The sequence below is a fragment of the Streptomyces yokosukanensis genome (assembly GCF_001514035.1).
GTDB classification, from domain to species: Bacteria; Actinomycetota; Actinomycetes; order Streptomycetales; family Streptomycetaceae; genus Streptomyces; species Streptomyces yokosukanensis.
Window position 1 is genome coordinate 35492 of sequence record NZ_KQ948208.1, and the last position, 23109, is coordinate 58600.

The window sequence follows — 23109 nt, forward strand, 5'->3', positions numbered from 1 at the left end:
TTCGCGTGGCGATCGGGTGATCGATCCGGATCACTCTTGTGGGTTACGCGTGGCTCACTTCGCGTGCCGTACCGCGTAGATCATCACGAAGGCCACGAAGTGGATGCCGAAGAGGAAGTAGCCCAGGAAGTACCAGACCTTGCGTTCGTCTCTGGTTTCCTGGGCCAGGCGGCGTTGTTCCAGGGTGTCGGCCGAGTCGGGGGAGTCGGCGGGGGTTTCGGGCATCACCGTTCCCGGTGGACCTTGGTGTTGGACGCCTGGGCGCGGGGGCGCAGGACCAGCAGGTCGACGTTGACATGGCTGGGGCGGGTGACCGCCCAGGTGATCGTCTCCGCCACGTCGTCCGCCGTGAGGGGCTCGGCCACGCCCTCGTAGACCTTCGCCGCCTTCGCCTCGTCTCCGCCGAAGCGGGTCAGCGCGAACTCCTCGGTCCTGACCATGCCGGGGGCGATCTCGACGACCCGGACCGGCTGGCCGACGATCTCCAGGCGGAGGGTCTCGGCGAGGACGTGCTCGCCGTGCTTGGCGGCCACATAGCCCGCGCCGCCCTCGTACGTGCCGAGGCCGGCGGTGGAGGACACGACGACGACCACGCCGTCGCCGCTCGCCACCAGCTTGGGCAGCAGGGCCTGGGTGAGGTTCAGGGTGCCGATGACGTTCGTCTCGTACATCGCGCGCCAGGCGGCCGGGTCGCCGGTGGCCACCGGGTCCGCGCCGAGGGCGCCGCCCGCGTTGTTGACCAGCACGCCGATCGTCTCGAAGGCGGTGGCGAACTCGTCCACCGCCGCCCGGTCGGTCACGTCCAGCTGGTACGCCATCGCCGAGTGGCCCGCCGCGGTCAGCTCCTTCGCCAGCGCCTCGATACGGTCCTTGCGGCGGGCGGTGATCACGACGCGGTAGCCGGCCGCCGCGAGCTGCCGGGCCGTGGCGGCGCCGATGCCGCTGCTCGCGCCGGTGACGACGGCGATGCGGGAGGCGGGGGCCATGGGCAGCTCCTGAGATCCGTTGGTGCGGTGACGGCGACGTGATCCAGCGTAAGTGAGGCTCAGCCGCCGTTCCTCGGCGCCCACATGATCACGGCCATCCCGGCCAGGCAGACCAGCGCCCCGGTCACGTCCCAGCGGTCGGGGCGGTAGCCGTCGGCGACCGCGCCCCACAGGAGCGAGCCGGCCACGAAGATCCCGCCGTACGCGGCCAGGATGCGGCCGAAGTGGGCGTCCGGCTGGAAGGTGGCGACGAAGCCGTACGCGCCGAGGGCGAGGACGCCGCCGGTCATCCACAGCCAGCCCCGGTGCTCGCGCACGCCCTGCCAGATCAGCCAGGCGCCGCCGATCTCGAAGACGGCGGCGACGACGAACAGGGCGGCGGAGCGCAGGATCGGCATGGCAGCAGCTTGGCACGGCGGCGTGCCCGGCCTTCGGGCGCTCCTTGTCACCTGATGGACGGCGCCTGCCGACCGCTGCGCGTGGCATAGATCCGTATGGCAGTCGGATCGCGAGCGTGGAGTGGTGAGCGGCATGCGGATGTGGACGTGGGGTGTGGCAGGGGCCCTGGCCGGTGCGGTTCTGGTGCCGGGGGTCGCCGTGGCGGCTCCGGCCCCGGTGCCCGAGGCCGATCTGGCCTTTCACGGCATCGCGGTGCTGAACGGCGACAGGGTGGAGGTGAAGGTGACCCCGCGCAACAACGGGCCCGCCGGTGTGACCGACGCGACCGTGCGGCTGCGCTGGTCGGTGGCGCTGGCCGAGGCGCAGCAGCTGCCCGCCCGGTGTGCCCGGGAGGACGAGCGGACGGTGGTGTGCGCGACGGGGCCGCTGGCCGCGAACGCGGTGGGCGAGCAGCTGAGCGTGCCGGTACGGCTGAAGGAGAAGCCGTCGGAGGCCACGCTGGAGACCGACACGGCGTGGGCCGGCGGCGCGGTGGACAAGAACAGGACGAACGACCGGCAGAAGGTGCTCGTGCTGAACACCGGGGATCCGTACGCGTTCTGAGGCCGCACGTCCGTGGGCTCGTCCCCGGTGGCGCGGCGCGCTACGCCGGGTTCTCCGTGTCGTACACCTCGCGGGCCGCGCGGACGTCGTCGAAGTGGGTCTCCGCCCAGTCCTTCACGGCGGTCAGCAGGCCGGCGAGGCTGGCGCCGAGCGGGGTGAGCGCGTAGTCGACGCGGACCGGGACGGACGGGGTGACCGTGCGGCTGACGATGCCGTCCCGTTCGAGGGCGCGCAGGGTCTGCGTGAGCATCTTGGGGCTGACGCCGGCGATCCGGCGGCTGATGTCGCTGTAGCGCCTGGGGCCGGTGGCCAGGGCGGCGACGACGAGGCTGACCCACTTGTCGCTGAGCCGGCCGAGGAGCTGGTTGGTCGGGCACTCGCGCAGGAAGGCGTCGTAGTCGGCGCGGGCCTGTTCGCGCCGCTGGGCGGCGGTCGTGGTCGCCATGGGCTCTCACCTCGGGGTCGGCTACGCACTCTCAGGTAACTACTTACCGATCGATAGTAGCTCTCCTACGGTTGGTGGTGCGGCCGGAAAGTTGCCGCGAAAGCCAACAAACGTGGTGTATCAGGGGAGAGTTGACATGCGTGCTGCTGTGGTGCGGACGTTCGGTGGTCCGGAGGCCGTGGAGATCGCGGACGTGCCGGTGCCGGAGCCGGGGGCGCGACAGGTGCGGATCAAGGTGGCGGCCGGTGCGCTGAACCCGGTGGACGCGGCGGTGCGCGCCGGGTTCCTCGGCGGGGCCGGCAAGGCCCTGGGGCTCGGCTGGGACGTGGCCGGCACGGTGGACGCGGTGGGCGCGCCCGCCGCCTGGCAGGTCGGTGATCCGGTGGTGGCGCTGGTGCCGGGGGTGGCCGACCCGCTGGGCGCGCACGCCGAGTACGTCGTCGTGGCCGCGGACGCGGTGGCCGCGGCGCCCGTCTCGGTGGACGCGGTGCACGCGGGCACCCTGCCGCTGAACGGGCTGACCGCGCTGCAGGCCCTGGACCTGCTGGATCTCGCGCCGGGGCAGAAGCTGCTGGTGACCGGGGCCGCGGGGGCGGTCGGCGGGTTCGCGGTGCAGCTGGCTGCGCACCGGGGGATCGAGGTCGTCGGGCACGGCCGCGTGGGGGACGAGGGGCTGGTGCGCTCCCTGGGCGCCGCGCGCTTCACGGCCGACGGGATCGAACCGGGCGGTGTGGACGCGGTGCTGGACGCCGCCGTGCTCGGGGCGCCGGCCCTTCGGTGGGTGAGGGACGGCGGCGCCTTCGTCGCGGTCCGTGACGGGGTGCTGCCCGAGGCGGAGCGCGGGGTGCGCGGGGACAACGTCCGGGTGCGGGCCGACGGGGCGCAGCTCGCGGAGCTGGTCCGGCTGGTGGACGAGGGGGTGCTGACACTGCGGGTGGCGCGGACGTACGCCCTGCGGGAGGCGGCCGAGGCGCATGCGCGGCTGGCCGAGGGCGGGACGCGGGGGCGGCTGGTGCTCGTCCCCTGACGGGGTCCCGGCGAGGGCCTCGGTGGCGGCCTGGTGCGCGCTCTGCCGGAAGGTGTCCGGACCGGTCTGCGGGAGGTGTCCGGACCGGTCCGTCGGAAGGCGTCCGGAATAACCCGGCCGGGGGGACCGTTCAGCGGATATAGTTGAACGATCAACAACATGGAGGGCAGCGGCCATGCAGTTCGGGATCTTCACGGTCGGCGACGTCACGCCGGACCCCACGACGGGACGTACGCCGACCGAGGCGGAGCGCATCAAGGCCATGGTCGCCATCGCGCTGAAGGCCGAGGAGGCGGGCCTGGACGTCTTCGCCACCGGCGAGCACCACAACCCGCCGTTCGTGCCGTCGTCCCCGACCACCATGCTCGGCTATGTGGCGGCCCGGACCGAGAAGCTGATCCTCTCCACCTCCACCACCCTGATCACCACCAACGACCCGGTGAAGATCGCGGAGGACTTCGCGATGCTGCAGCACCTGGCGGACGGGCGCGTCGACCTCATGATGGGCCGCGGCAACACCGGACCGGTCTACCCCTGGTTCGGCAAGGACATCCGGCAGGGCATCGACCTCGCCATCGAGAACTACGCCCTGCTGCGCCGGCTGTGGCGCGAGGACGTCGTGGACTGGGAGGGGAAGTTCCGTACGCCGCTGCAGGGCTTCACGTCCACGCCGCGACCGCTGGACGGGGTCCCGCCGTTCGTCTGGCACGGCTCGATCCGCTCCCCGGAGATCGCCGAGCAGGCCGCGTACTACGGCGACGGCTTCTTCCACAACAACATCTTCTGGCCGGCCGACCACACCAAGCGGATGGTCGACCTGTACCGGGCCCGGTACGCCCACTACGGGCACGGCACGCCGGAGCAGGCGATCGTCGGACTGGGCGGTCAGGTCTTCATGCGCCGCACCTCGCAGGACGCGGTGCGCGAGTTCCGGCCGTACTTCGACAACGCGCCGGTCTACGGCCACGGACCGTCGCTGGAGGACTTCACCGACCAGACCCCGCTGACCGTCGGCACCCCCGAGCAGGTCATCGAGAAGACCCTGGCCTTCCGCGACTACGCCGGTGACTACCAGCGCCAGCTGTTCCTGGTGGACCACGCCGGGCTGCCGCTGAAGACCGTGCTGGAGCAGATCGACATGCTCGGCGAGGAGGTCGTACCCGTACTGCGCAAGGAGTTCGCCAACGGCCGCCCCGCGGATGTCCCGCAGGCGCCGACCCACCAGTCCCTGCTCGCCGCCGCATCGAAGGAGACCGTCGCATGAAGCTCGTCGTCGTCTCGGCGGGACTGGGCGTCCCGTCCTCCACCCGGCTGCTGGGCGACCGGCTGGCCGCCGCGGTGGACCGGCGGACGCCGGTGGACATCCAGGTGATCGAGGTGCGGGACCTCGCCGTCGAGATCGCGCACGCCTTCACCAACGGCTTCCCCGCAAAGGCGCTCGCCGCCGCGCAGGACGCGGTGGCGGGGGCCGACGGGCTGATCGTCGTCACACCGGTGTTCAGCGCGTCCTGCAGCGGGCTGTTCAAGTCGTTCTTCGACGTGCTCGACAAGGACGCGTTGGCCGGCAAGCCGGTGCTGATCGCCGCGACCGGGGGCACGGCCCGGCACTCGCTGGTGCTCGAGCACGCGCTGCGCCCGCTGTTCGCCTACCTGCGGGCCGTCGTCGTGCCCACCGGGGTGTACGCCGCCTCGGAGGACTGGGGCGAGGAAGGGCTCGCGGGGCGCATCGAGCGGGCGGCCGGGGAGCTGGCCGGGCTGATGACGGGACTGCGGGCGGCCGGAACCGGCCAGGAGGCGGACACGCCGGTCGTCCCGTTCGAGGAGCAGCTCGCCCGGCTCGGCGCTTAGGGACTGTCCGGCGGATCAGGCCGGAGGGAAGCAGCGGTGCCTCGTCGGCGCACGTGCGTGGGGCGTGCCAAGCCCCGCGCCTCCGGCGAGATCCGCCGGACAGGCCCTGAGCAAGGTGAGAGGACGGTAGGCGCACCCTTCCGGTTGCCCGTGTGACGGTGAGAGCCCGGTAAAAAGGGTGATCGTAGGTCCACTGCTCCAGGCCGAACCGCCGGAGGCCTTGGCAGACTGGGGGAGTGCCCCAGACTGTGCTGCTCGCCGAAGACGACCGTGCCATCCGTCATGCCCTTGAGCGTGCCCTGACGCTGGAAGGGTACGAGGTGACGGCGGTCGCCGACGGTGTGGAAGCGCTGGCGCAGGCCCACAAGACGCCGCCGGACATCCTTCTGCTCGACGTGATGATGCCGGGCATCGACGGCCTCCAGGTGTGCCGGGTGCTGCGCGCCGAGGGCGACCGCACCCCGATCCTCATGCTCACCGCCCTGGTGGAGACCGCCGACCGGATCGCGGGCCTGGACGCCGGCGCCGACGACTACGTGGTCAAGCCGTTCGACGTGGAAGAGGTCTTCGCGCGGCTGCGGGCGCTGCTGCGCCGCACCAGCCCGGTGACCGCCGGCGGCGCCGGGGCCGCCGCCGAGAGCGGCGGCCGGGAACCCCAGATCTCCGACCGGCAGGTCGAGGCCGCCGGCATCCGCATGGACCTGCAGGCCCGCCGGGGCTGGCGGGGCAAGCGCGAGCTGGAGCTGACCCGCACCGAGTTCGAGCTGCTGGAACTGCTCGTGCGCAACGCGGGCATCGTGCTCGACCACTCCACGATCTACGACCGGATCTGGGGCTACGACTTCGGGCCCGGCTCGAAGAACCTCGCCGTGTACGTCGGCTATCTGCGCCGCAAGCTCGACGAGCCCGGCGCACCGCAGCTGATCCACACCGTGCGGGGCGTGGGTTACGTGCTCCGGGAGGACTAGGTGGGCCGCCTGCGGCGGCTGCCGGTCCCGGGCCGGCCCAAGCTGGTCTCCCTGCGCACCACCTTCGCCGTCTCCTTCGCGGCCGTCACCGCCGCCGTCACGATCCTCGTCGGCATCCTGTCCTACGGCAGCGCGGCCCGGCTGGTCCGCGTCGACCAGCAGTCGGTGTTCACCCAGGTCGTGCAGGACGTCCAGAACGAGGTGCGGCAGCACGACATGGACCCGGAGGACTTCTCCTCCTCCCGTCCCGGCCACGACCTGGTCCGGCCCGCCCGCACCGATGTGCAGGTGCTCGGCGCGCAGGGCCAGATCGTGGACCACGGCAACCCGAGCCTGCCCGTCACCTCCCGGGACAAGGCCATGGCGCTCGCCGAGACCGCCGGGAAGGTGGTCCAGCACAAGGACGTGCCGGTGGACTCGGACCTGTTCCGCATCGCCACCGTCTCGCTCGGCGGCGGACGGGGCGCGGTCCAGGTCGCGCAGGAGTTCAGCGACACCGAGGACCTGCTGCGCACCCTTCAGCAGCGCACGCTGATCCTGATGGCGGCGGTCGTGGTGGCCGCCGGCCTGTTCGGCTGGTGGCTGGCCCGGCGGATCACCCGGCGCCTGGTGATCCTCACCTCCGCCGCCGAGGACGTGGCCCGCACCCGCCGGCTGGGCATCGAGGTACCGGTGGCCGGGCTCGACGAGGTGGGGCGCCTCGGCCGTGCCTTCGACCGGATGCTCGGCCGGCTCGCGCAGTCCGAGGAGGACCAGCGGCGCCTGGTCCAGGACGCCGGGCACGAACTGCGCACCCCGCTGACGTCCCTGCGGACGAACATCTCCCTGCTCCGGCGCATCGACGAGCTGCCGCCCGCCACACGTGAGGAACTGGTCGCCGACCTCGGCCAGGAGGCGCGGGAACTGACCGACCTGGTCAATGAGCTGGTCGACCTCGCCGCGGGGCAGTCCGACACCGAGCCGCCGCAGCGGGTGGACCTCGCCGACATCGCCGAGGAGGTCGTGGGGCTCGCCAAACGGCGTACCGGGCGCGAGATCGTGCTGCGCACGAGCGGCGACACGACGACCGACGGGCGGCCCGGGATGCTGCAGCGGGCCATGTCCAACCTGGTGGAGAACGCGGCCAAGTTCGACCGGGCCGGAAAGGCGCCGATCGAGGTCGCCATCACCGGGCCGGGGCGGCCGGGGACCGTGCGCGTGGAGGTGCTGGACCGGGGGCCCGGGATCGCCGAGGGCGACCTGATCCGGATCTTCGACCGCTTCTACCGGGCGGCGGACGCGAGGTCCCTGCCGGGCTCGGGGCTGGGGCTGTCCATCGTGCGGGAGGTCGCCATGGCGCATGGCGGAGCGCCGTTCGCCTTCCGGCGGGAGGGCGGCGGAGCGGTGATCGGATTCACGGTGGGCGGGTGAGCGGCGCGGGGGGCCGCCCCGCGCCGCTCACCCGGCTCCTCGCTACGACCGTCGTTCGCCCATGCCGGGCAGCGTGAGGAACCCCTCCGCCCGGGCGCTCGCCAGGCCGATCCGCGGGATGTCGCTGGACTTGGCGAAGAGCAGGAAGCGGGGTTCCCAGACCGGGCGGTACTTGGCGTTGGCCCGGTACAGGGACTCGATCTGCCACCAGCGGGAGAAGAAGGTGAGCGTGGAACGCCACAGGCGCAGGACGGGGCCCGCGCCGAGGCGGGCGCCGCGTTCGAAGACCGAGCGGAACATCGCGAAGTTCAGCGACACCCGCTGGATGCCCAACTCCTTCGCGTTCAGCAGGAGTTCGACGGCCATGTACTCCATCAGGCCGTTCTCGCAGTCGCGGTCGCGGCGCATCAGGTCCAGCGACAGCCCGTGCTCGCCCCAGGGGACGAAGCTGAGCAGGGCGCGTGGTTCGTCGTTCGCGTCGCGGCACTCCAGCATCACGCAGCGGCCGTCCCCCGGGTCGCCGAGGCGGCCGAGGGCCATCGAGAAGCCGCGCTCGGTGGCGCCGTCGCGCCAGTGGTCGGCGCGGTCGATCAGGACGGCCATCTCGTCGGCGGGGATGTCCTCGTGGCGCCGGATGCGGACCGTGTAGCCGGCCCGCTTGACCCGGTTGTGGGCCTGGCGGACGACGCGCATCGCCCGGCCCTCCAGGGTGAAGTCGGCGATGTCGACGATCGCTTCGTCGCCGAGTTCCAGCGCGTCCAGGCCGTGCCGGGCGTAGATCGTGCCCGCCTCCTCGCTCGCGCCCATGACGGCGGGCGTCCAGGCGTGGTGGCGGGCCTCGGTCAGCCAGGCGTCGATGGCGCCGGGCCAGGCCTCGGGGTCGCCGATCGGGTCGCCGGAGGCGAGGGAGACCGCCCCGACGACGCGGTAGGTGACGGCCGCCTTGCCGGTGGGGGAGAAGACGGCGGCCTTGTCGCGGCGCAGCGCGAAGTAGCCGAGGGAGTCCCGGGCGCCGTGCTTGGCGAGCAGGGCGCGCAGCTTCTCCTCGTCGTCCGCGGTGAGCAGGCGGCGGCCGCGGGGGGAGCGGAAGCAGGCGTACAGGACCAGGCAGAAGACGGCGGCGAGCAGGATGTTGATGATGATGTCGGCCCAGCGGGGCGCGTGCACGGAGTCGACCCGGTCGGCGAGCGGGCCGACGCTGATGCCGCGCAGCAGGGTGTAGGCCAGCTCCTCGGGCAGCGGGGCGCCGCCCGGCACCTTGTTGGTCACGTGCACGAGCAGTGTGCCGAGGCCGCCGGTCGCGAGCAGACCGCCGGCGCCGACGGCCAGCGCGAGCTTCGGGTTGGAGGGGTCGCCGATGGCGTTGAACTCGCGGCGGCCGATCACCAGCGCGGCCACGAAGAGGCCGGTGAGGGCGGTGGAGACCCAGTTGAAGACGTGGTCGCGGAACGGGTGCTGGGTGAGCGCGAGGGCGTAGAGCGCGAACAGCGGCCCGGCGAGCAGCATGTTGACCACCCACGCGGCCCGCTTCCCGCGCCGCATCACCAGCGCCAGGAAGATCGCCGCCGCGGCCGAGACCAGGCCCGCGGTGGCCAGGTACGGGGTGAAGAACTGGCCGGAGTGGTGGGTGTGCGCGTGCACGTGGCGAGCGGTGAACAGCTTGCCGTCGTTGTGCTCCTGCACCTCTTTGCGGAACGGCAGCGACATGACCGCGATGATGTTGAAGACGGCGATCAGTCGCAGGTACCACACGGTGGCCGAGGCCGCCCGCGCGCGCAGGCGGGGGCCGGGCAGGGGCAGATGCGGGGTACGGCGCGGACCACGCTGGGCGGGCACCTGCGCGGAGGTCAGGGTCTGCTGCTGAGCGGACATGGTGACTGGTCACCTTGGAGGAGGGAGGGGACGGGCCGCCCCGGACGGGGCTCCCTGACCCTACAGCTTGTAGGGTAATGCGCCCGAGGGTCGTCGCGACAGAGGTCTTCCGGTGAGGGCCAGGGGCTTTCGGACGAGAAGCGCAAGACCTTCGGGGAAGGAGCGTACCCACAACCGCTCTTACCCGTAACTTGCCCGGTCGGGCCTCTTACCCGGCCCTTCCCCCGTCGCGCCGGGCCGCCACCAGATGCCAGGCCAGATTGCCCACGGCCGCACCGGCCGCGACCGCGGCGACGATCACCCCGCCGGTCGCGAGGCCGTCGCTGAACAGGTGCGGGCGCCGGTCGAGGCTGTGCAGGCCGAAGCCGCACAGCTCGTACACGCCGACGGCGGCGACGAGGAGGCTGACGACGAGCAGGGTCACCGTCGGCGCGAGCGAGCGCATGCAGACCTCCTCACCGGCCTCTGCTTCCGTGTCCTGCATGGATCCCCCGGTGAACAGTCGAACGGACAGCCCAGTGGCCGCTGGCGATTGGGAACCTACAATACGTAGGGTCGGGGTCGGCCAGGGGCAACGGCGTGTGTATCTACGTCAGCGTGCACATGGAAGGCGTCACCGGGCTCGTCGACGCCGACGACGTCCGGCCAGGTGGGCGGGACTACGAGCGCGGCCGTTCCATGATGGCCGAGGATGTGAACGCCGCCGTGCGGGGCGCGCTGACGGCCGGCGCCGCGGACATCCTCGTCAACGACTCATGCTTGAGGGCCTGACCGGCGAGTACGACGCCGCGCTGTGCGTCGGCTACCGCCCCCGGCCCGGTGTCCGGGTGTGATCAGTCACAGTTTTGTGGGCCACGAGATCGAGGGCATGTGGCTGGACGGGCGGCCGGTGGGTGAGATCGGGCTCGCCCACGCGACGACGGCCGCACTGGGCGTGCCCGTGGTGGCCCTCACCGGTGACGACGTGGCGTGTGCGGAGACGGCGGCGTGGGACGCATCCGTCGTCACGGTCCCCGTGAAGTACGCCCACGACCGGTTCGCGGCCGAGCCGCGGCCGGAGGCGGAGGCGTGGAAGGCCGTCGAAGAGGGGGTCGCGCAGGCCCTGAGCCGGGCTCCGCGTTCACGGTCCCGTGGCGAACCGTCAGGCCCGGATCATCGAGGCGATGCACCGTGACCCGTTGATCTCGACGACCGCGGCCGGGCTCGCGCCCTGGGGCGGCGTTGTGTCGTCCAGGTCGCAGAGCAGACGCTCCACGTCGACGACGAGTGATCCATAGACATGCCACGCATCAGGCGTGCCGACTGCTCCCCGGTCGATGAGATCGGTCATCCCGGCATGCCAGGTACGCATGCGCTCGATCACTGTGTGCAAGTGCCTTTGGGCGTCGACTTCGGTCGAGCCGGCCGCCGCTCCGATCCCGGCATAGGTCATGAACGCCTGCCCTGCCAGATCGAGGGCTTCGGCGTACCGAACGGCGAAGCCGCCGTTCAGGCCGGGGTGCACGCCTCGGCCCATGCTGTCGGCCAGCGTCCTGGCGATGCCGCGCACCTGGAACGATGCCGTGTGCAGCACCTCCAAGGCACCCTCGTAGACCGGGATCATGTGTTGCCTTCGAGCCCCGGCTCGGACGTTCCAGCGCAGACTTTCCGCCGCTGTCTGCACCTCTTCCCGTGCCTCCGAGAGCTGCCGCTCCAGGTCGCGTGCCCGCTCCAGCCAGATGGAGACGTGGGTCAGGGACGGTTCCCCCTTCAGCCCTCGGCCCATGTCCTGCAGCAGCGTGCCGGTGCAGCGGGCCAGACGGCGGACAGCGGCGTCGGACTGGGTGAGGTGCGTCGCCGGAAGGACCAGGGCGTTGACCACGACTCCCACCACGGCGCCGGTGAGGGTGGAGACCACGGGGGAGGCCACGTGTCCCACCGGAGCCGCGGCAGCAGCTGTCAGGGTGATCAACGCAGTCGATGCGATTTGGAGCCGGTCCTCGCCGGTGCCCCGTCTGCCGGTGAGCAGCACCGCTGTCAGGACGGCCAGGATGCCTCCTGCGGTGGCTCCCAGCAGCCAGGCGGCGACGACGGCCAGGAACACGCCCAGCACCTGGATCCCCACGCGGCGCGCGGCATGGACGACCGAGCTGTACACCGTAGGCGCGTTCGCCATGAACAGGGCGGTGGCCACACCCAGGAACTGTTGCTGTCCAGGTAGCCACAGGGCGATGAGCTGCCAGGTGAGTACCGCCGCGATCAGGCTTTTCACGCCGTGCAGGACGTACTCGCTCCGGCCTGAGCCGATCGTCCTGATCCGGCCCGGCAGCGCCGCCAAGGCCTGCGGTGTCGCCGTCGCGCCACCTCGGCGCCGATCAGTGGGGGAGAAACGCATGCCGAGCAGAATGTCTGATGTTTTCTATTTGTCCAATGATGTAGCTCACGCCCGGTGCCAGGGGGTGGCAGGGCCGACGATGGCGCGCAGGGCGGCGAGATGCGCCCGGTACGCTCCGCGCCCGTGCGGGGTCAGGCGTAGCCGGACGCGTTGCCGGGTGTCGCGCACGGCCCTGCGCTGCTCGACGTGGCCCGCCTCCATCGGCGCCGCGACGTGCTTGCTCCGCACGGAGGCGGCGAACAGCCACAGCGGCTCCTGGTCGGCGCGGAAGGCGAGAGTCGAGCCGATCGGCAGTACGGGCAACCCGATCATGAGCGGCACGGTGGCGCGCCTGGGCAGCACGTCCAGGCGCAGCGCCACACCGGTCTTCTTGCGCCACCGCGCGGCCGCGACGCCGGACAGCCCCAGGTGCACCGCGGTCATCGCCAACATGACGGCGTCCCAGGTGTGGCGGGGAAGCAGCCACTGAGGAGCGGCCGTCATGCCTCCGCAGACAGGCGGTACGGCGGCGATGTACACCGTCGGCACGGCGGTGAACCAAAGGGGCCAGGGCGTGGCGGCCGTGGCTGCCGGCTCAGGCCTCTTCGGTGCGGCCTGCGCGGCGGGCGTAGGCGCGGGCGGCGCGGGCGCGGTCGCCGCAGCGGGTGGAGCACCAGTGGCGGCGGCCGTGGCGGAGCAGATAGCGGTTGCAGGGAGCGGAGCCGCAGGCGGTCAGCCGGTCGGCTTCGGGGCCGGTGAGCAGGTCGGCGGCGTCGGCGGCGAGCGCGGCGAGCGCGTGCTCGACGAGCTGGGTGGTCGGGTGGGCCGCCGCCCGGTACAGGCCGCGGTCGGCGGACCAGTGCAGCAGCGAGGCGGCGGGGGCGCGGGTGAGCGCGTCGTTCACCGCGCCCAGGGCGTCGGCGGGGGCGGGCCGGTCCGCGGCCCGGGCGGCGAGCAGGGCGCGGATCTGCTCCCGCAGGGAGCGCAGTCGCCCGGCACAGGTCTCGCGCAGGTCGGCGCCGACGGGGGCGAGGCCGTGGTGCGCGAGCCAGTCCTGCGCGGCGGCGGGTGTGTCGAGCAGGTCGACGCGGACGCCGCCAGGCAGGGCGACGGCGCTGTTGACGAGGTCCAGGGCCGGGTGCCGCTCCGCCCCCGGGGCCGGCGGGTACGGGGCGGATCGGCCGGTCGCGCTCACGCTCTCTGTCACGAGTCTCATGGTACGTCTTGCGCCCATCCGTGAGAAGCCTCTACTGTCTCTCACGGATGAACTCCTTCTATCCGTGAGGTGAGCCGACATGGCCGTACCGCCCTCCCCGTTCTCCGACCCCGCCGATTCCGCCGCCGAACCCTCCGCCGCCGACTCCGCCTCCACCGGAGAGCGCATACCCGTCCGCGTCCTCGGCGGCCCCACGGTCCTCATCGAGTACGGCGGACTGCGCTTCCTCACGGACCCCACCTTCGACGGCCCCGGCGACTACCCCTCGCCCAGCGGCCGCACCCTGACCAAGACCGCCCCGCCCCGCGCGAGCGCCGCCGAACTCGGCCCCGTGGACGTCGTCCTGCTCTCGCACGACCAGCACGCCGACAATCTCGACCACTCCGGCCGGGCTCTGCTCGCCACGACCCCGCGCACCCTCACCACCCCCGCGGCGGCCGGGCGGCTCGGCGGTGGCGCCGAGCCGCTCAACCCCTGGCAGTCCGTCGACCTGCCCCGCCCCGACGGCGGCACGGTCACCGTGACCGCCGCCCCCGCCCTGCACGGCCCCGAGGGCTCCGAGCCGCTCGTCGGCGAGGTGACCGGCTTCCTGCTGACCTCCGCCGACCTGCCCGGCGTCTACGTCAGCGGCGACAACGCCTCCCTGGAGCTGGTCCGGGAGATCGCCGACCGGTACGCCCCCGTCGACACCGCCGTCCTCTTCGCCGGCGCACCGCGGATGCCGGTCCTCGACGACGCGCTCCTCGTCCTCGACGGCACGGGAACGGCGACCGCGGCCCGGCTGCTCGCCGCCCGCCGGGTGGTCCCGGCCCACTGCGACAGCTGGGCCCACTTCACCGAGACCCGCGAGGACGTGGTCAAGGCCTTCGAGGCGGCGGGCCTGGCGGACAGGCTCCAGCTGGACTGACGCACTCGAGCCGGGCTCCGAGAACCTCTCTGCGAAGGCGCCGTACGGCCGGTCACGGCGCTCTGACGCCGAGGACGTCGAGCATCGCCCGGGTGGCCGGGCTGGGGTTGAAGCGGCTCCAGACCAGATACTCCAGCCGGCGCGGCCCGTCGGCCACCGGGACCAGGGCCAGCAGGGGGTCGGCGGAGGCCAGCGGCCGGATGAACGCCGACGGCAGCAGCGCGACACCGAGCCCGCGCGCGATCAGCCGGGTTATCAGCTCCACGACACCCGACTCGTACGCGACGTCGCGGGCCAGGCCCGCCGCGGCGAACGCCTGGTCGGACTGGGCGCGGGCGGGCGTCCCGGCCACGAAGTCCACGAAGGTCTCCCCGGCGATCTCCGCCAGCGCGACCCGCGCGGCGCCCGCCAGCCGGTGCCCGGCCGGCACCACCAGGACATGCCGGTCGTGATCGAGGACGACGCTCTCCACACCGGTCGGCCGCGCGCCCTCCGGCAGGCCGAGGAAGGCGATGTCCAGCTCCCCGGCGCGAATCGCGGCCGCCAGCTCGTCGCTGCGCCCGGACCGCAGTACGACGTGCACATCGGGGTGCTGGGCCCGGTACCGCTGCAGCAGTTCGGGCACGTCGACGGCGGCCGTGGTCACGATCACGCCGACCGCGAGCCGCCCGCGCACCACGCCCGTCGCCGCGGCGGCGTCGGCGACCGCGCGGTCGGCGGCGGCCAGGCTCTCGCGCGCGCCGACCAGGAACGCCGCACCGGCCCCGGTCACTTCGACCCTGCGGCTGGACCGGGCGAACAGCCGCACCCCCAACTCCCGCTCCAGCGCGGCGATCCGATGGCTCAGCGCGGACTGCACCACCTGACACCGCTCCGCGGCCCGGGTGAAGTTGAGGGTGTCGGCGACGGCGACGACGTAGCGCAGCTGCTGAAGGTCCACGGATCAATCGTTCTCCTTCATGGTTGCGATGACAAGCATGCTTTGGATTCATGATGGGGGCGGGCCGAGACTTCCCTCATGGATCGCTACAAGGCGCAGGCGACAACCGTTCTGCTGACCGCGCTCGCTCCCGCGTCCTGGGGCACCACCTATGTGGTCACCACGCGGCTGCTGCCGCCCGGGCATCCGCTGTTCGCGGGCCTGATGCGCGCCCTGCCCGCCGGGCTGCTCGCGCTGGCGATCACCCGGGTGCTGCCGCGCGGGCAGTGGTGGTGGAGGACCGCGGTCCTCGGCGCCCTCAACATCGGCGCCATGCCCCTGTTGTTCGTGGCCGCCGAACGGCTCCCCGGCGGGGTCGCCGCCACCCTCGGCGCCGTCCAGCCGCTGCTGGTGGCGGGGCTGGGCCTCGCCGCGCTCCACGACCGGCCGACGGTCTGGCGGCTGGCCTGGGGCGTGCTCGGAGTGGTCGGGGTGGGGCTGGTGGTGCTGGGACCGGGGGCCCGGCTGGACGCCGTAGGAGTGCTCGCCGGCCTCGGGCACACGACCACCATGGCCGGCGGGGTCGTCCTCACCAAACGCTGGGGACGCCCGGCGGGCGTGGGCCCGCTGACCCTGGCCGGCTGGCAACTGACCGTCGGCGGCCTGCTGTTGCTGCCGCTCACCCTGGCGGTCGAGGGGGTGCCGCAGCGGATCGACGCGGGTGCCGTCGGCGGCTATGCGTGGCTCGGCAGCATGGGCGGACTGATCGCCTACGCGCTGTGGTTCCGCGGGATCGGCAGACTGCCGGTCGCCGCGTCCGCACCGCTGGTGCTGCTGTCCCCGCTGGTCGCGACCGTCATCGGCATCGCACAGGGCGAGTCGCTGAACCTGCCCCAGGCCCTGGGCTTCGCCCTGGCGCTGACCGCGTTGGTGGCCGCGCAACTCAGTCCCACGGGACGGAAGAAGACCGCGGCGGAGAAGAAGACCGCGGCGGAGAAGAAGACCGCGGCGGAGAAGAAGACAGTGGCGGAGAAGGAGAGAACCGATGACGAACGCCATGACGATCGCCGTGCTCGGGGCCACCGGAATGGTCGGCGGCCGGGTGGTCACCGAGGCGAGCGCGCGCGGACACCGGGTGTCGGCGCTGTCCCGGAGACCGCCCGAGAGTGAGGACCCGGCGGTGACGCCGGTCGCCGTCGACGTGAGCGACCCGCAGGCCGTACGGGAGGCACTGGCCGGGTCGGCGGCGGACGCCGTCGTACTGACCGTGCGGACCGTCCCGGTCGACCAGGACTTCCTGGTCGGCGCCACCCGTACCGTGCTGGACGCGGCCGCGGGGCTCGGCATCCGGGTCCTCGTGGTCGGTGGCGCCGGCGCCCTGCGCAGCCCCGACGACCAGGAGCCGCCGGTCGCCGAGAACCCCCTCTACGTGCCGGCGGAACACCGGGCCGTGGCGCTCGCCGGCGTCGCCCAGCTGCGTGCCTGCCAGGCACGTGCCGGTGCCGACTGGGTGTACCTGAGCCCGCCCGCCGTACTGGAACCCGGCGAGCGGACCGGCCGCTATCGGCGCGGCACCGACACCCTGCTCCTCGGCGCCGACGGGCAGTCCCGCATCAGCGCCGAGGACCTGGCGGTCGCCGTACTGGACGAACTCGAAACCCCCGGACCCGACCGGCACGTCACACTCGTCCACGCCGGGCCTGAGGGCCCGTACTAGTCCATGTTCACCGGGCCGTCGTCCGACGTGCGCTCCTTGCCCGACCGCAGCTGGAGCAGGCCGTTGCCCTTGTTCTCCTCGGGGCGGCGGTCGCCCGCGTCCTGGCCGCCCAGGTTCTGGCGGACCGAGTCGAGGATCGTCAGCCCCTGGGACACCAGACCGGCGGCGATCTCACCGAGGCCGTCCGCGCCGTTCAGGACGTTGACGTTGGCACCGGCCAGGCCGCCCGCGGCCTCCTTCACGATCTGCGGAAGCTGGTCGATGAGCATCCGGTCGAGCGCGACCCGGTCGTAGGAGGCCGCGGCCTCGGCCTGGATCTTCATGCGCTGGGCCTCGGCGGCGGCGAGGATCCGGACCCGCTCGGCCTCGGCCTCGGCGGGCTTGACGACCTCGGCCACCAGCTGCTGCTGGCGCAACTGGGCCTGACGCTGGGCCAGTTCCGTCTGGGCGTCCAGCACCTCCTGCTGGGCGTGCGCCTGCGCCAGCGGTCCGGCCTGCGAGGCCTGGGCCTGCGCACGGTCCACCTCGGCCGAGTACTCGGCCTGGACGACGGCGGTCTGCCGGGCGTACTCGGCCTGCTTGCGGGCCGCCGCCTGCTCGGCCTCGGCCGAGGCCTGCGTGGCCTGGGCCTGGGCGATCTGGGCCTGTCGCTGGATGGCCGCCTTGTGCGGGGCGGACATCGCGGCGATGTAACCGGTGTCGCCGTCGTCGATCGACTGGATCTGCAGCGAGTCGACGATCAGGCCGATCTTCGCCATCTCCACCTTCGAGGTGTCGAGGACCTCGGCGGCGAGCTTCTGGCGCTCGGTGACGATCTCCTCGACCGTCATCGAGCCGATGATCGCCCGCAGATGGCCGGCGAAGATCCGCCCGGTGAGCACCGACATCTGCTCCTGGTCGGAGAGGAAGCGCTGACCGGCGTTGATGATGCTCTCCTGGTCGTTGCCGACCTTGAAAGCGATGACGGCGCGGACGTGCAGGGAGATGCCCTGCTTGGTCACACAGGTCTCGGTGACCTCGGACTCGCACATCGCGAGCGAGAGGAAGCGGGTCTTGCGGAAGAACGGGATCACGAACTTGCCGTGGCCCGTCACCACTCGGAACGGCGCGCCCCCCAGTCCCCGCCGACCCCCCGAGATCAACATCGCCTCGTCGGGAGCGGGAACGCGGTATCCGAACATGCTCTACTCCTCAGCCGGCGCCGGCGGCCTCGCCGCCGAGCGCGTCCAATGGATCCACCCACTCGATGACGCCGACCTCTCGGCATCCCCGTGATTCGATCACGAGGACCGTAGCGCCCGGAGGCAGGGGATCCTCCGACCATGCCAGGAACGTCTCGGAGCCGCCCCGGACCCGCACCAGCACCTCGCCGGGTCCCGCGGATCCCCGCGTCCCTATGAGCACCGTGCCCACACAGCCCACTACGGCCTCGTCCTGCGGCATCACCGGCCGTCCTCCTCGTCCTGACCCCGGAACTCAGACGATAGACCCAGCGGAGCCGGGACCCAACGGGAGTGGTCCGGCGGACCCCGGGGCGCCTCTACGACGAACTCTTCGAACCCTGGTCCCAGTCCTCGGACCACTTCGCCTGCTGGGGCTCCGGGCCCGTCTCCATTTGTTGAACCATCTGCTGAGGGGCGTACTGCGGGGGCTGCTGGGCGGCCTGCTGACCGGTCTGCCGTAGCTGCTCCAGCAGGTGGCCCTCCCGGACCGGCGCCGCCGGGTCGGTGGGGGTGGCGTCGGAGCGGGCCCGGTTCCTGGCGAGTGCGAGACGGCCGATCGTCTGGGTGTTGCGCAGCTCGGGGCGCGGATGGCCCTTGCTGGGCAGCACCCGGGCGAGGTGGTCGTGGATGGACTGCAGGGTGAGGAATTCCGGGGCGTCGGTGGTGCCGTGCTCCAGGAGGTGGAGCAGTTCGCCGGTGTACGCCGTGTGGCGGGCGCCGGCCGGGGCGACGGACGGACGGTTCGCCGGCGACGACGCCAGGGTGCAGGTGCCGGACACGGCCAGCTGGCCGGCGACCACCGAGGTCGTGGCGGTCATCGCGTCGACGGCCAGGCCGGAGAAGCAGCAGTCCAGGATCAGCACCCGGTTGGCGGCCCGGGCGTTCGCCAGCGTCCGGCGCAGCAGGCTGAAGGGCAGCCCCGTCCAGGACACGAGCGAGGGGTCGGCGGAGGTCGCGGGCACGGCCAGGTACAGCTCGCCGTCCGGGCCGACCAGGCCGTGCCCGGCGTAGTAGACGAGCAGCAGATCCTCGGCCTCATCGGCGGCGGCGACCAGCCGCGCCCCGATGGCCGCGGGGGTCGTGAGGTCGGCGGGGGCCCGCCGCCGTGACCGTACGCAGTGCTCGTCCGGGAGCGCGGTGCCCCACGGGCTGGTGAGCGCTTGCGCCAGGTCCTCGATGTTGTTCGCGACGGCCGGCAGATCGGCCAGGCCGGGGTCGGCGAACGCGCCGAAGCCGAGCAGCAGCGCTCTGGAGCGCAGGGGATCGGGCAGGCGCATCTCTACCGCTCCAGGACCTTGCGCAGTACGGCGTCCAGGTCCGGCTGCGGGACGTTGCGCAGGCTGATCCTGACGCTCTGTCCGTCGGGACCGGTCACCTCGATGTCCGCCGACGGGCGCCGCTGCCTGATCCACACCGACAGCGAGGCCGCCAGCACCGTTCCGGCGCCCTGGGCGCCGAGGGCCACGATCAGCACCTCGGCGACGCCGCCCATGAGGTCCGGGCGCGACTCGGGTCGTTCGACGACCGTCCGCCCGCGGAAGTCGTCCTCACGGCCCAGCCACTCCGCGAGCCCGATCAGTTCGGCCTGGGCCGTTTCGCCGCTCAGCCGGATGTGCGCTCTCATCGCTCTCCCTGTCCAGCGTCCGGCGCCCGTTCAGGGCCCGGAACCGCGTTGTGCCTCCAGAACGGCCTTCAGATCGACCAGTGCGTTGGCCTTCCCGGCCCCGACCGCCCTCCTGCACCACTGCTCACCGCCGGTCACCCGCCCCCGCACGGCGGGCGCCGGCCCGACCAGCGCCATCGCGGGGAGTTCCCGGCGGCGGACGCCCTGCGCGGCCACATCGCGGCGTCCTCCAGGTCACACCGGCCTCGGCCTCGCGAGGACGACCGGCGACCCCCGCCCAGCCCCTTCTTCGCCGACGGCGCCCAGGCACGACAGCCCCCGCATCGCAGCCGACCCGCGTCCCCATGGCACCACTTCACCTACGGCGGCACAAGGCGGCGCACCTCATTGCCCGCTGGTGCCCCGCCTGTTGGGGCGCTAGCCCTCGACGAACGTGACGGTCTCGGCGAGGGGCGCCCGGCCCGTACGGGCGTGACCCACCGTGACGTCCTCGAACCCGATCGACATGCCACAGAAGAGGATCAGCTCGTCCGGCGGTGACAGAACCTCCGCGACCGTCCTGCGATACACCGACCACGCCATCTGCGTGCAGCTGTGCAGCCCTTCGGCGCGCAGCAGCAGCATGACGGTCTGCAGATACATGCCGATGTCGGACCACTGAGGCCGGCCCATGTCGCGGTCGATGTAGCAGAACAGGGCGGTGGACGCGCCGAAGCAGTCCCAGTTCGCGGCGGCGGCCCTCTGGCGCGCCTCCCAGTCCTCGCGCGCGACACCGAGTGCGCTGTAGCGCTCATGGCCGAAGGCGGACCGGCGCTCATGGTACGGAGACTTCAGTTCGGGCGGATACATCTCGTACTCCCGCTCGTCCCAGGGGTCGCCCGCGGCCACGCGCTCGCCGGCGCGCCTCTTGAGCTCGGCCAGCGGCCCTCCGGTCAGCACGTAGACGCGCCACGGCTGGAGGTTCGATCCGGACGGCGCCCAGGCCGCGGCGGACAGCACGCGCTCCAGCACCTCCCGCGGGACGGGCCGGTCGGTGAACGCGCGCACCGCACGTCGGCTCGTGACCGCCGCATAGACGTCCAGGACCATCCGCCTCCCTCGTCCGCTGCCCTCGTGCGGGGGTGTCAGGAGAGCCAGTCGGCGTAGCGGGTGGGGGCGAGGTGGGCGTCCTTGTCGGTGAGGACGTCGCCCTTGACGACGGCGAACATGCCGGCGGTGGGGTCGACGACGACGGTACGGCTGTCGCCCTCGTGGGACAGGGTGATCCGGCCCAGCTCGTCCAGGCCGAAGACCTCGGGGCCGGCGACGTTGTGGATGCCGTTCAGCGGGGAGCCCGCGGCGACCTCCGCCACCGCGGCGGCCACGTCTTTGGAGGCGATGGGCTGGAGGGGAGTGGTGGGCAACCGGACGGTGTCGGCGTCAGCGGTCCAGGACAGGACCGCGTCCATGAACTCCATGAACTGCGTGGCCCGCACGATCGAGTACGGGATCGGCCCGTCCGCGAGGATCTTCTCCTGGAGCGCCTTGGCGCGGTAGTAGTCCAGCTCCGGCACCTGGTCCACGCCGACGATCGAGAGGATGACGAAGTGGCTGACGCCGCCCTTGCGGGCCGCGGTCAGGAGGTTGTCCATCGAGGTCTGGAAGAAGGCCAGGGAGGCTTCGTCGAAGGTCGGGGAGTTCGTCAGGTTGACGACGACGTCGGCTCCCGCCACCGCCTCGTCCAGTCCCTGGCCGCTGATGATGTCGACCCCGGTGGACTTCGAGTGCGGTACCGCCTCGTGTCCGGCGGCGTTCAGGTTCTTGACCACCTGCGACCCGATCAGTCCGGTACCGCCGATGACTGCGATCTTCATGGCATGCCCTTCGTCAGGATTACGTGGGCAATATGGCATATGAACCGCTATGTGGGTGTGGCATGAAACGGCCCGTCGATCGACCGGGGAGGGGCGGCGTCAGACGCCGTCGACGAACGTGACCGTCTCGTCGAGCGGTGCCCGGCCTATGCGGGCGTCGCCCGCTGTGACGTCCTCGAACCCGATCGACATGCCGCAGAAGAGGATGAGTCCGTCCGGGGCTGCCAGGACCTCCGCGACCGTCTTGTGGTACTTCGCCCAGGCCATCTGCGTGCAGCTGTGCAGCCCCTCGGCGCGCAGCAGCAGCATGACGGTCTGCAGATACATGCCGACGTCGGCCCATTGGGGCGAGCCCATGTCCTTGTCGATGTAGCAGAACAGGGCGGCGGGTGCGCCGAAGCAGTCCCAGTTCGCGGCGGCGGCCCGCTGACGTGCCTCCAGGTCGTCGCGCGCGATGCCGAGCGCACCGTAGCGCTGCTCGCCGAAGACGGATCGGCGCTCGCGGTAGGGAGACCTCAGCTCGGGCGGATACATCTCGTACTCCGGCGCGTCCCAGGGGTCGCCCGAGGCCAGGCGCTCGCCGGCACGCTTCTTGAGTTCGGCCAGCGGCGCGCCGGTCAGCACGTAGGTGTGCCACGGCTGGAGGTTCGATCCGGACGGTGACCAGGCCGCGGCGGACAGCACACGCTCCAGCGTCGCCCTCGGGACGGGTCGGTCGGTGAACGCGCGCACCGCCCGCCGGCTCGCGACTGCCTCGTAGACGTCCACGGTCGTCCTCCTTCATCACACTCAAGATAGTATTACTCAATACTGTATCGAATGAAACTATCGAGCGCGAAGCCTCGGCTCTGGTTGATCACCACACCGGTGTGCGGGCGGGCTTACGCCTCGTCGTCCGCGGGATGCGCGAGCCGGGTCAGCAGGGCCGCCAGCTGCTCGGACCCACCGGAGCCCAGTTCGGCGACCAGCCGCTCGGCCAGCGGCCCCGCGGCCGCATGGGCCGCGTCGAAGAGTTCGAGCCCCTGAGGCGTGATCTCCACCGCTCGCACCCGCCGGTCCCCCGGGACGGCCTTGCGTACGGCCAGGCCCTTGCGCTCCAGGTCGTCCACGACCCGCATGATCCCCGCCTTGTCCGACCCCGTCGCCGCCGCCAGGTCCCGTTGCACCGTGGGCCCGTGGTTGACCAGCTCGATCAGCACCGCGAAATGCCGCAACTCGACACCGAGCGGCCGAAGCGCCTCCCCCATCACCGCGGCCGCGCGCCAGTGCGCCCGGCGCAGCAGCAGACCGAGAGCGAAAGGCGAGGCGTCCCCGGGGCGGTCGGTCGCCCGCGAGGCGGTGGTTCGGTGAGGGGTGTCGGCGGTCATGGGCCAAGACTACTTCATTCGATACGGTATCGTTTGAAACTAAATCGGGCGCGTGGCCCCGCCGAGGGTGTCCACGCCTTCCTCGTCGAAGACGGCGAGCAATCTCGCGCAGGTCCTGACGGAAGGCGTCACTGGCATCGCCGTAGGCGTCCGCACTCACGATGCCGAAGGGCGCCCCATCGACCTGTTCCCACGTTCCGGAGGCGCAGGTGACCTTTCCGCTGAACCGTGAACGCACCGTCTCTGCGATGTTGGCCAGCAAGGAGTTCAGCCGGGCCGTGAGGGCCAGTCGCCCAGTGGTGCCGCCGGTGATCCGCACGGCATCGCAGTGCAGGTCGTCTGCGGACGCCTGAACCGTCCCGCCTCGACGGT

Annotated in this window: 28 protein-coding genes and 1 pseudogene; 10 read left to right on the top strand and 19 right to left on the bottom strand. The window is 72.1% G+C overall.

The window, feature by feature from the left end; translation table 11 throughout:
* Positions 1–54: 54 nt before the first annotated feature.
* Genes AQI95_RS47925 through AQI95_RS06650 form a run of 3 tightly spaced genes read right to left on the bottom strand, consistent with a single transcriptional unit; the run spans position 55 to position 1384 of the window.
* Positions 55–225 (bottom strand): hypothetical protein, encoded by a 171-nt coding sequence (locus AQI95_RS47925; protein ID WP_167361930.1) that lies wholly within the window; start codon positions 223–225, stop codon positions 55–57.
* Positions 225–986: an SDR family NAD(P)-dependent oxidoreductase gene (locus tag AQI95_RS06645; protein WP_067118952.1), complete on the bottom strand. Its 762-nt coding sequence runs from the start codon at positions 984–986 to the stop codon at positions 225–227. Before AQI95_RS06645 ends, AQI95_RS47925 begins: the two co-directional genes overlap by 1 nt.
* Positions 987–1045: 59 nt before the next feature.
* Positions 1046–1384, bottom strand: coding sequence for a YnfA family protein (locus AQI95_RS06650; protein WP_067118954.1), 339 nt, complete (start codon positions 1382–1384; stop codon positions 1046–1048).
* Positions 1385–1517: 133 nt separating this feature from the next.
* On the opposite strand from AQI95_RS06650, the gene AQI95_RS06655 reads away from it, so the two are divergent.
* Positions 1518–1988 carry a hypothetical protein gene (locus tag AQI95_RS06655; protein WP_067118957.1) on the top strand — a complete coding sequence of 157 codons (471 nt, stop codon included), beginning with the start codon at positions 1518–1520 and terminating at the stop codon, positions 1986–1988.
* Between the two features lie 40 nt (positions 1989–2028).
* On the opposite strand, the gene AQI95_RS06660 is transcribed toward AQI95_RS06655, so the two are convergent.
* Positions 2029–2433, bottom strand: coding sequence for a winged helix-turn-helix transcriptional regulator (locus AQI95_RS06660; RefSeq protein WP_067118959.1), 405 nt, complete (start codon positions 2431–2433; stop codon positions 2029–2031).
* A 136-nt stretch (positions 2434–2569) separates the two neighbouring features.
* Between AQI95_RS06660 and AQI95_RS06665 the strand changes: the two genes are divergently transcribed.
* The 5 genes from AQI95_RS06665 to AQI95_RS06685 all read left to right on the top strand — a co-directional run bounded on the left by AQI95_RS06665 (position 2570) and on the right by AQI95_RS06685 (position 7686).
* Positions 2570–3460, top strand: coding sequence for an NADP-dependent oxidoreductase (locus AQI95_RS06665; protein ID WP_067118962.1), 891 nt, complete (start codon positions 2570–2572; stop codon positions 3458–3460).
* Between the two features lie 175 nt (positions 3461–3635).
* The gene (locus tag AQI95_RS06670) at positions 3636–4724 is read left to right on the top strand and encodes an LLM class flavin-dependent oxidoreductase (RefSeq protein WP_067118965.1); all 1089 of its coding nucleotides are present in this window, start codon (positions 3636–3638) and stop codon (positions 4722–4724) included.
* Positions 4721–5308: an FMN reductase gene (locus AQI95_RS06675; protein WP_067118968.1), complete on the top strand. Its 588-nt coding sequence runs from the start codon at positions 4721–4723 to the stop codon at positions 5306–5308. Before AQI95_RS06670 ends, AQI95_RS06675 begins: the two co-directional genes overlap by 4 nt.
* Before the next feature lie 248 nt (positions 5309–5556).
* Positions 5557–6276, top strand: a complete 720-nt coding sequence (locus AQI95_RS06680; protein ID WP_067118970.1) for a response regulator transcription factor — start codon at positions 5557–5559, stop codon at positions 6274–6276.
* Positions 6277–7686 carry a sensor histidine kinase gene (locus AQI95_RS06685; RefSeq protein ID WP_067118973.1) on the top strand — a complete coding sequence of 470 codons (1410 nt, stop codon included), beginning with the start codon at positions 6277–6279 and terminating at the stop codon, positions 7684–7686.
* 42 nt (positions 7687–7728) lie between these two features.
* Here AQI95_RS06685 and AQI95_RS06690 read toward each other — a convergent pair whose 3' ends face one another.
* A complete protein-coding gene (locus AQI95_RS06690; RefSeq protein WP_079071108.1) occupies positions 7729–9558 on the bottom strand; it encodes a phosphatidylglycerol lysyltransferase domain-containing protein in 1830 nt (609 codons plus the stop codon).
* Positions 9559–9766: 208 nt separating this feature from the next.
* Positions 9767–10042: a hypothetical protein gene (locus AQI95_RS06695; RefSeq protein WP_067118975.1), complete on the bottom strand. Its 276-nt coding sequence runs from the start codon at positions 10040–10042 to the stop codon at positions 9767–9769.
* A gap of 95 nt (positions 10043–10137) precedes the next feature.
* Here AQI95_RS06695 and AQI95_RS06700 point away from each other — a divergent pair.
* Positions 10138–10681, top strand: a pseudogene (locus AQI95_RS06700) (M55 family metallopeptidase); the annotation flags it as partial.
* An 18-nt stretch (positions 10682–10699) separates the two neighbouring features.
* On the opposite strand, the gene AQI95_RS06705 reads toward AQI95_RS06700, so the two are convergent.
* The 3 genes from AQI95_RS06705 to AQI95_RS06715 all read right to left on the bottom strand — a co-directional run bounded on the left by AQI95_RS06705 (position 10700) and on the right by AQI95_RS06715 (position 13127).
* On the bottom strand, positions 10700–11932 hold the full coding sequence (locus AQI95_RS06705) for an aromatic acid exporter family protein (protein ID WP_159056478.1): 1233 nt from the start codon (positions 11930–11932) through the stop codon (positions 10700–10702).
* Positions 11933–11977: 45 nt separating this feature from the next.
* Complete coding sequence (locus AQI95_RS48840; protein WP_244188662.1) at positions 11978–12415, bottom strand: transcriptional regulator; 438 nt, start codon at positions 12413–12415, stop codon at positions 11978–11980.
* Positions 12416–12506: 91 nt separating this feature from the next.
* Complete coding sequence (locus tag AQI95_RS06715; RefSeq protein ID WP_067118981.1) at positions 12507–13127, bottom strand: ABATE domain-containing protein; 621 nt, start codon at positions 13125–13127, stop codon at positions 12507–12509.
* A gap of 79 nt (positions 13128–13206) precedes the next feature.
* Between AQI95_RS06715 and AQI95_RS06720 the strand changes: the two genes are divergently transcribed.
* Entirely contained in the window at positions 13207–14034 is an 828-nt protein-coding gene (locus AQI95_RS06720) for an MBL fold metallo-hydrolase (protein ID WP_079071109.1), read from the top strand.
* A gap of 52 nt (positions 14035–14086) precedes the next feature.
* On the opposite strand, the gene AQI95_RS06725 is transcribed toward AQI95_RS06720, so the two are convergent.
* Positions 14087–14974, bottom strand: a complete 888-nt coding sequence (locus AQI95_RS06725) for a LysR family transcriptional regulator (protein ID WP_067118984.1) — start codon at positions 14972–14974, stop codon at positions 14087–14089.
* A 78-nt stretch (positions 14975–15052) separates the two neighbouring features.
* Between AQI95_RS06725 and AQI95_RS06730 the strand changes: the two genes are divergently transcribed.
* Both AQI95_RS06730 and AQI95_RS06735 read left to right on the top strand, forming a co-directional pair.
* Positions 15053–16123 carry an EamA family transporter gene (locus AQI95_RS06730; protein WP_341849461.1) on the top strand — a complete coding sequence of 357 codons (1071 nt, stop codon included), beginning with the start codon at positions 15053–15055 and terminating at the stop codon, positions 16121–16123.
* Positions 16011–16670 (top strand): NAD(P)-dependent oxidoreductase, encoded by a 660-nt coding sequence (locus AQI95_RS06735; protein ID WP_067118987.1) that lies wholly within the window; start codon positions 16011–16013, stop codon positions 16668–16670. The genes AQI95_RS06730 and AQI95_RS06735 overlap by 113 nt, the downstream gene beginning before the upstream one ends.
* Here the strand turns inward: AQI95_RS06735 and AQI95_RS06740 are convergent.
* From AQI95_RS06740 to AQI95_RS06780, 9 genes are all read right to left on the bottom strand, one after another.
* Entirely contained in the window at positions 16667–17851 is a 1185-nt protein-coding gene (locus AQI95_RS06740; protein WP_067118990.1) for an SPFH domain-containing protein, read from the bottom strand. The genes AQI95_RS06735 and AQI95_RS06740 overlap by 4 nt on opposite strands.
* Positions 17852–17861: 10 nt before the next feature.
* Complete coding sequence (locus AQI95_RS06745; protein WP_067120339.1) at positions 17862–18113, bottom strand: hypothetical protein; 252 nt, start codon at positions 18111–18113, stop codon at positions 17862–17864.
* 97 nt (positions 18114–18210) lie between these two features.
* Positions 18211–19170, bottom strand: coding sequence for a caspase family protein (locus AQI95_RS06750; RefSeq protein ID WP_107121570.1), 960 nt, complete (start codon positions 19168–19170; stop codon positions 18211–18213).
* Positions 19171–19172: 2 nt separating this feature from the next.
* Positions 19173–19517 carry an effector-associated constant component EACC1 gene (locus AQI95_RS06755; protein ID WP_067118993.1) on the bottom strand — a complete coding sequence of 115 codons (345 nt, stop codon included), beginning with the start codon at positions 19515–19517 and terminating at the stop codon, positions 19173–19175.
* Between the two features lie 30 nt (positions 19518–19547).
* The gene (locus AQI95_RS06760; protein WP_067118997.1) at positions 19548–19733 is read right to left on the bottom strand and encodes a hypothetical protein; all 186 of its coding nucleotides are present in this window, start codon (positions 19731–19733) and stop codon (positions 19548–19550) included.
* A 201-nt stretch (positions 19734–19934) separates the two neighbouring features.
* The gene (locus tag AQI95_RS06765; RefSeq protein ID WP_067120341.1) at positions 19935–20600 is read right to left on the bottom strand and encodes a nitroreductase; all 666 of its coding nucleotides are present in this window, start codon (positions 20598–20600) and stop codon (positions 19935–19937) included.
* Between the two features lie 41 nt (positions 20601–20641).
* Complete coding sequence (locus AQI95_RS06770) at positions 20642–21370, bottom strand: SDR family oxidoreductase (protein ID WP_067119000.1); 729 nt, start codon at positions 21368–21370, stop codon at positions 20642–20644.
* 99 nt (positions 21371–21469) lie between these two features.
* Positions 21470–22138: a nitroreductase gene (locus AQI95_RS06775; protein ID WP_067119003.1), complete on the bottom strand. Its 669-nt coding sequence runs from the start codon at positions 22136–22138 to the stop codon at positions 21470–21472.
* A 113-nt stretch (positions 22139–22251) separates the two neighbouring features.
* Complete coding sequence (locus AQI95_RS06780) at positions 22252–22737, bottom strand: MarR family winged helix-turn-helix transcriptional regulator (protein WP_067119006.1); 486 nt, start codon at positions 22735–22737, stop codon at positions 22252–22254.
* Positions 22738–23109 lie beyond the last annotated feature (372 nt).

Excerpts from the sequence above, each read along its gene's own strand:
- AQI95_RS47925 (WP_167361930.1), bottom strand. The coding sequence starts at position 225 with ATGCCCGAAACCCCCGCCGACTCCCCCGACTCGGCCGACACCCTGGAA.
- AQI95_RS06645 (WP_067118952.1), bottom strand. The coding sequence starts at position 986 with ATGGCCCCCGCCTCCCGCATCGCCGTCGTCACCGGCGCGAGCAGCGGC.
- AQI95_RS06650 (WP_067118954.1), bottom strand. The coding sequence starts at position 1,384 with ATGCCGATCCTGCGCTCCGCCGCCCTGTTCGTCGTCGCCGCCGTCTTC.
- AQI95_RS06655 (WP_067118957.1), top strand. The coding sequence starts at position 1,518 with ATGCGGATGTGGACGTGGGGTGTGGCAGGGGCCCTGGCCGGTGCGGTT.
- AQI95_RS06660 (WP_067118959.1), bottom strand. The coding sequence starts at position 2,433 with ATGGCGACCACGACCGCCGCCCAGCGGCGCGAACAGGCCCGCGCCGAC.
- AQI95_RS06665 (WP_067118962.1), top strand. The coding sequence starts at position 2,570 with ATGCGTGCTGCTGTGGTGCGGACGTTCGGTGGTCCGGAGGCCGTGGAG.
- AQI95_RS06670 (WP_067118965.1), top strand. The coding sequence starts at position 3,636 with ATGCAGTTCGGGATCTTCACGGTCGGCGACGTCACGCCGGACCCCACG.
- AQI95_RS06675 (WP_067118968.1), top strand. The coding sequence starts at position 4,721 with ATGAAGCTCGTCGTCGTCTCGGCGGGACTGGGCGTCCCGTCCTCCACC.
- AQI95_RS06690 (WP_079071108.1), bottom strand. The coding sequence starts at position 9,558 with ATGTCCGCTCAGCAGCAGACCCTGACCTCCGCGCAGGTGCCCGCCCAG.
- AQI95_RS06695 (WP_067118975.1), bottom strand. The coding sequence starts at position 10,042 with ATGCAGGACACGGAAGCAGAGGCCGGTGAGGAGGTCTGCATGCGCTCG.
- AQI95_RS06705 (WP_159056478.1), bottom strand. The coding sequence starts at position 11,932 with ATGCGTTTCTCCCCCACTGATCGGCGCCGAGGTGGCGCGACGGCGACA.
- AQI95_RS48840 (WP_244188662.1), bottom strand. The coding sequence starts at position 12,415 with ATGACGGCCGCTCCTCAGTGGCTGCTTCCCCGCCACACCTGGGACGCC.
- AQI95_RS06715 (WP_067118981.1), bottom strand. The coding sequence starts at position 13,127 with ATGAGACTCGTGACAGAGAGCGTGAGCGCGACCGGCCGATCCGCCCCG.
- AQI95_RS06720 (WP_079071109.1), top strand. The coding sequence starts at position 13,207 with ATGGCCGTACCGCCCTCCCCGTTCTCCGACCCCGCCGATTCCGCCGCC.
- AQI95_RS06730 (WP_341849461.1), top strand. The coding sequence starts at position 15,053 with ATGGATCGCTACAAGGCGCAGGCGACAACCGTTCTGCTGACCGCGCTC.
- AQI95_RS06735 (WP_067118987.1), top strand. The coding sequence starts at position 16,011 with ATGACGATCGCCGTGCTCGGGGCCACCGGAATGGTCGGCGGCCGGGTG.
- AQI95_RS06740 (WP_067118990.1), bottom strand. The coding sequence starts at position 17,851 with ATGTTCGGATACCGCGTTCCCGCTCCCGACGAGGCGATGTTGATCTCG.
- AQI95_RS06745 (WP_067120339.1), bottom strand. The coding sequence starts at position 18,113 with ATGCCGCAGGACGAGGCCGTAGTGGGCTGTGTGGGCACGGTGCTCATA.
- AQI95_RS06750 (WP_107121570.1), bottom strand. The coding sequence starts at position 19,170 with ATGCGCCTGCCCGATCCCCTGCGCTCCAGAGCGCTGCTGCTCGGCTTC.
- AQI95_RS06755 (WP_067118993.1), bottom strand. The coding sequence starts at position 19,517 with ATGAGAGCGCACATCCGGCTGAGCGGCGAAACGGCCCAGGCCGAACTG.
- AQI95_RS06770 (WP_067119000.1), bottom strand. The coding sequence starts at position 21,370 with ATGAAGATCGCAGTCATCGGCGGTACCGGACTGATCGGGTCGCAGGTG.
- AQI95_RS06780 (WP_067119006.1), bottom strand. The coding sequence starts at position 22,737 with ATGACCGCCGACACCCCTCACCGAACCACCGCCTCGCGGGCGACCGAC.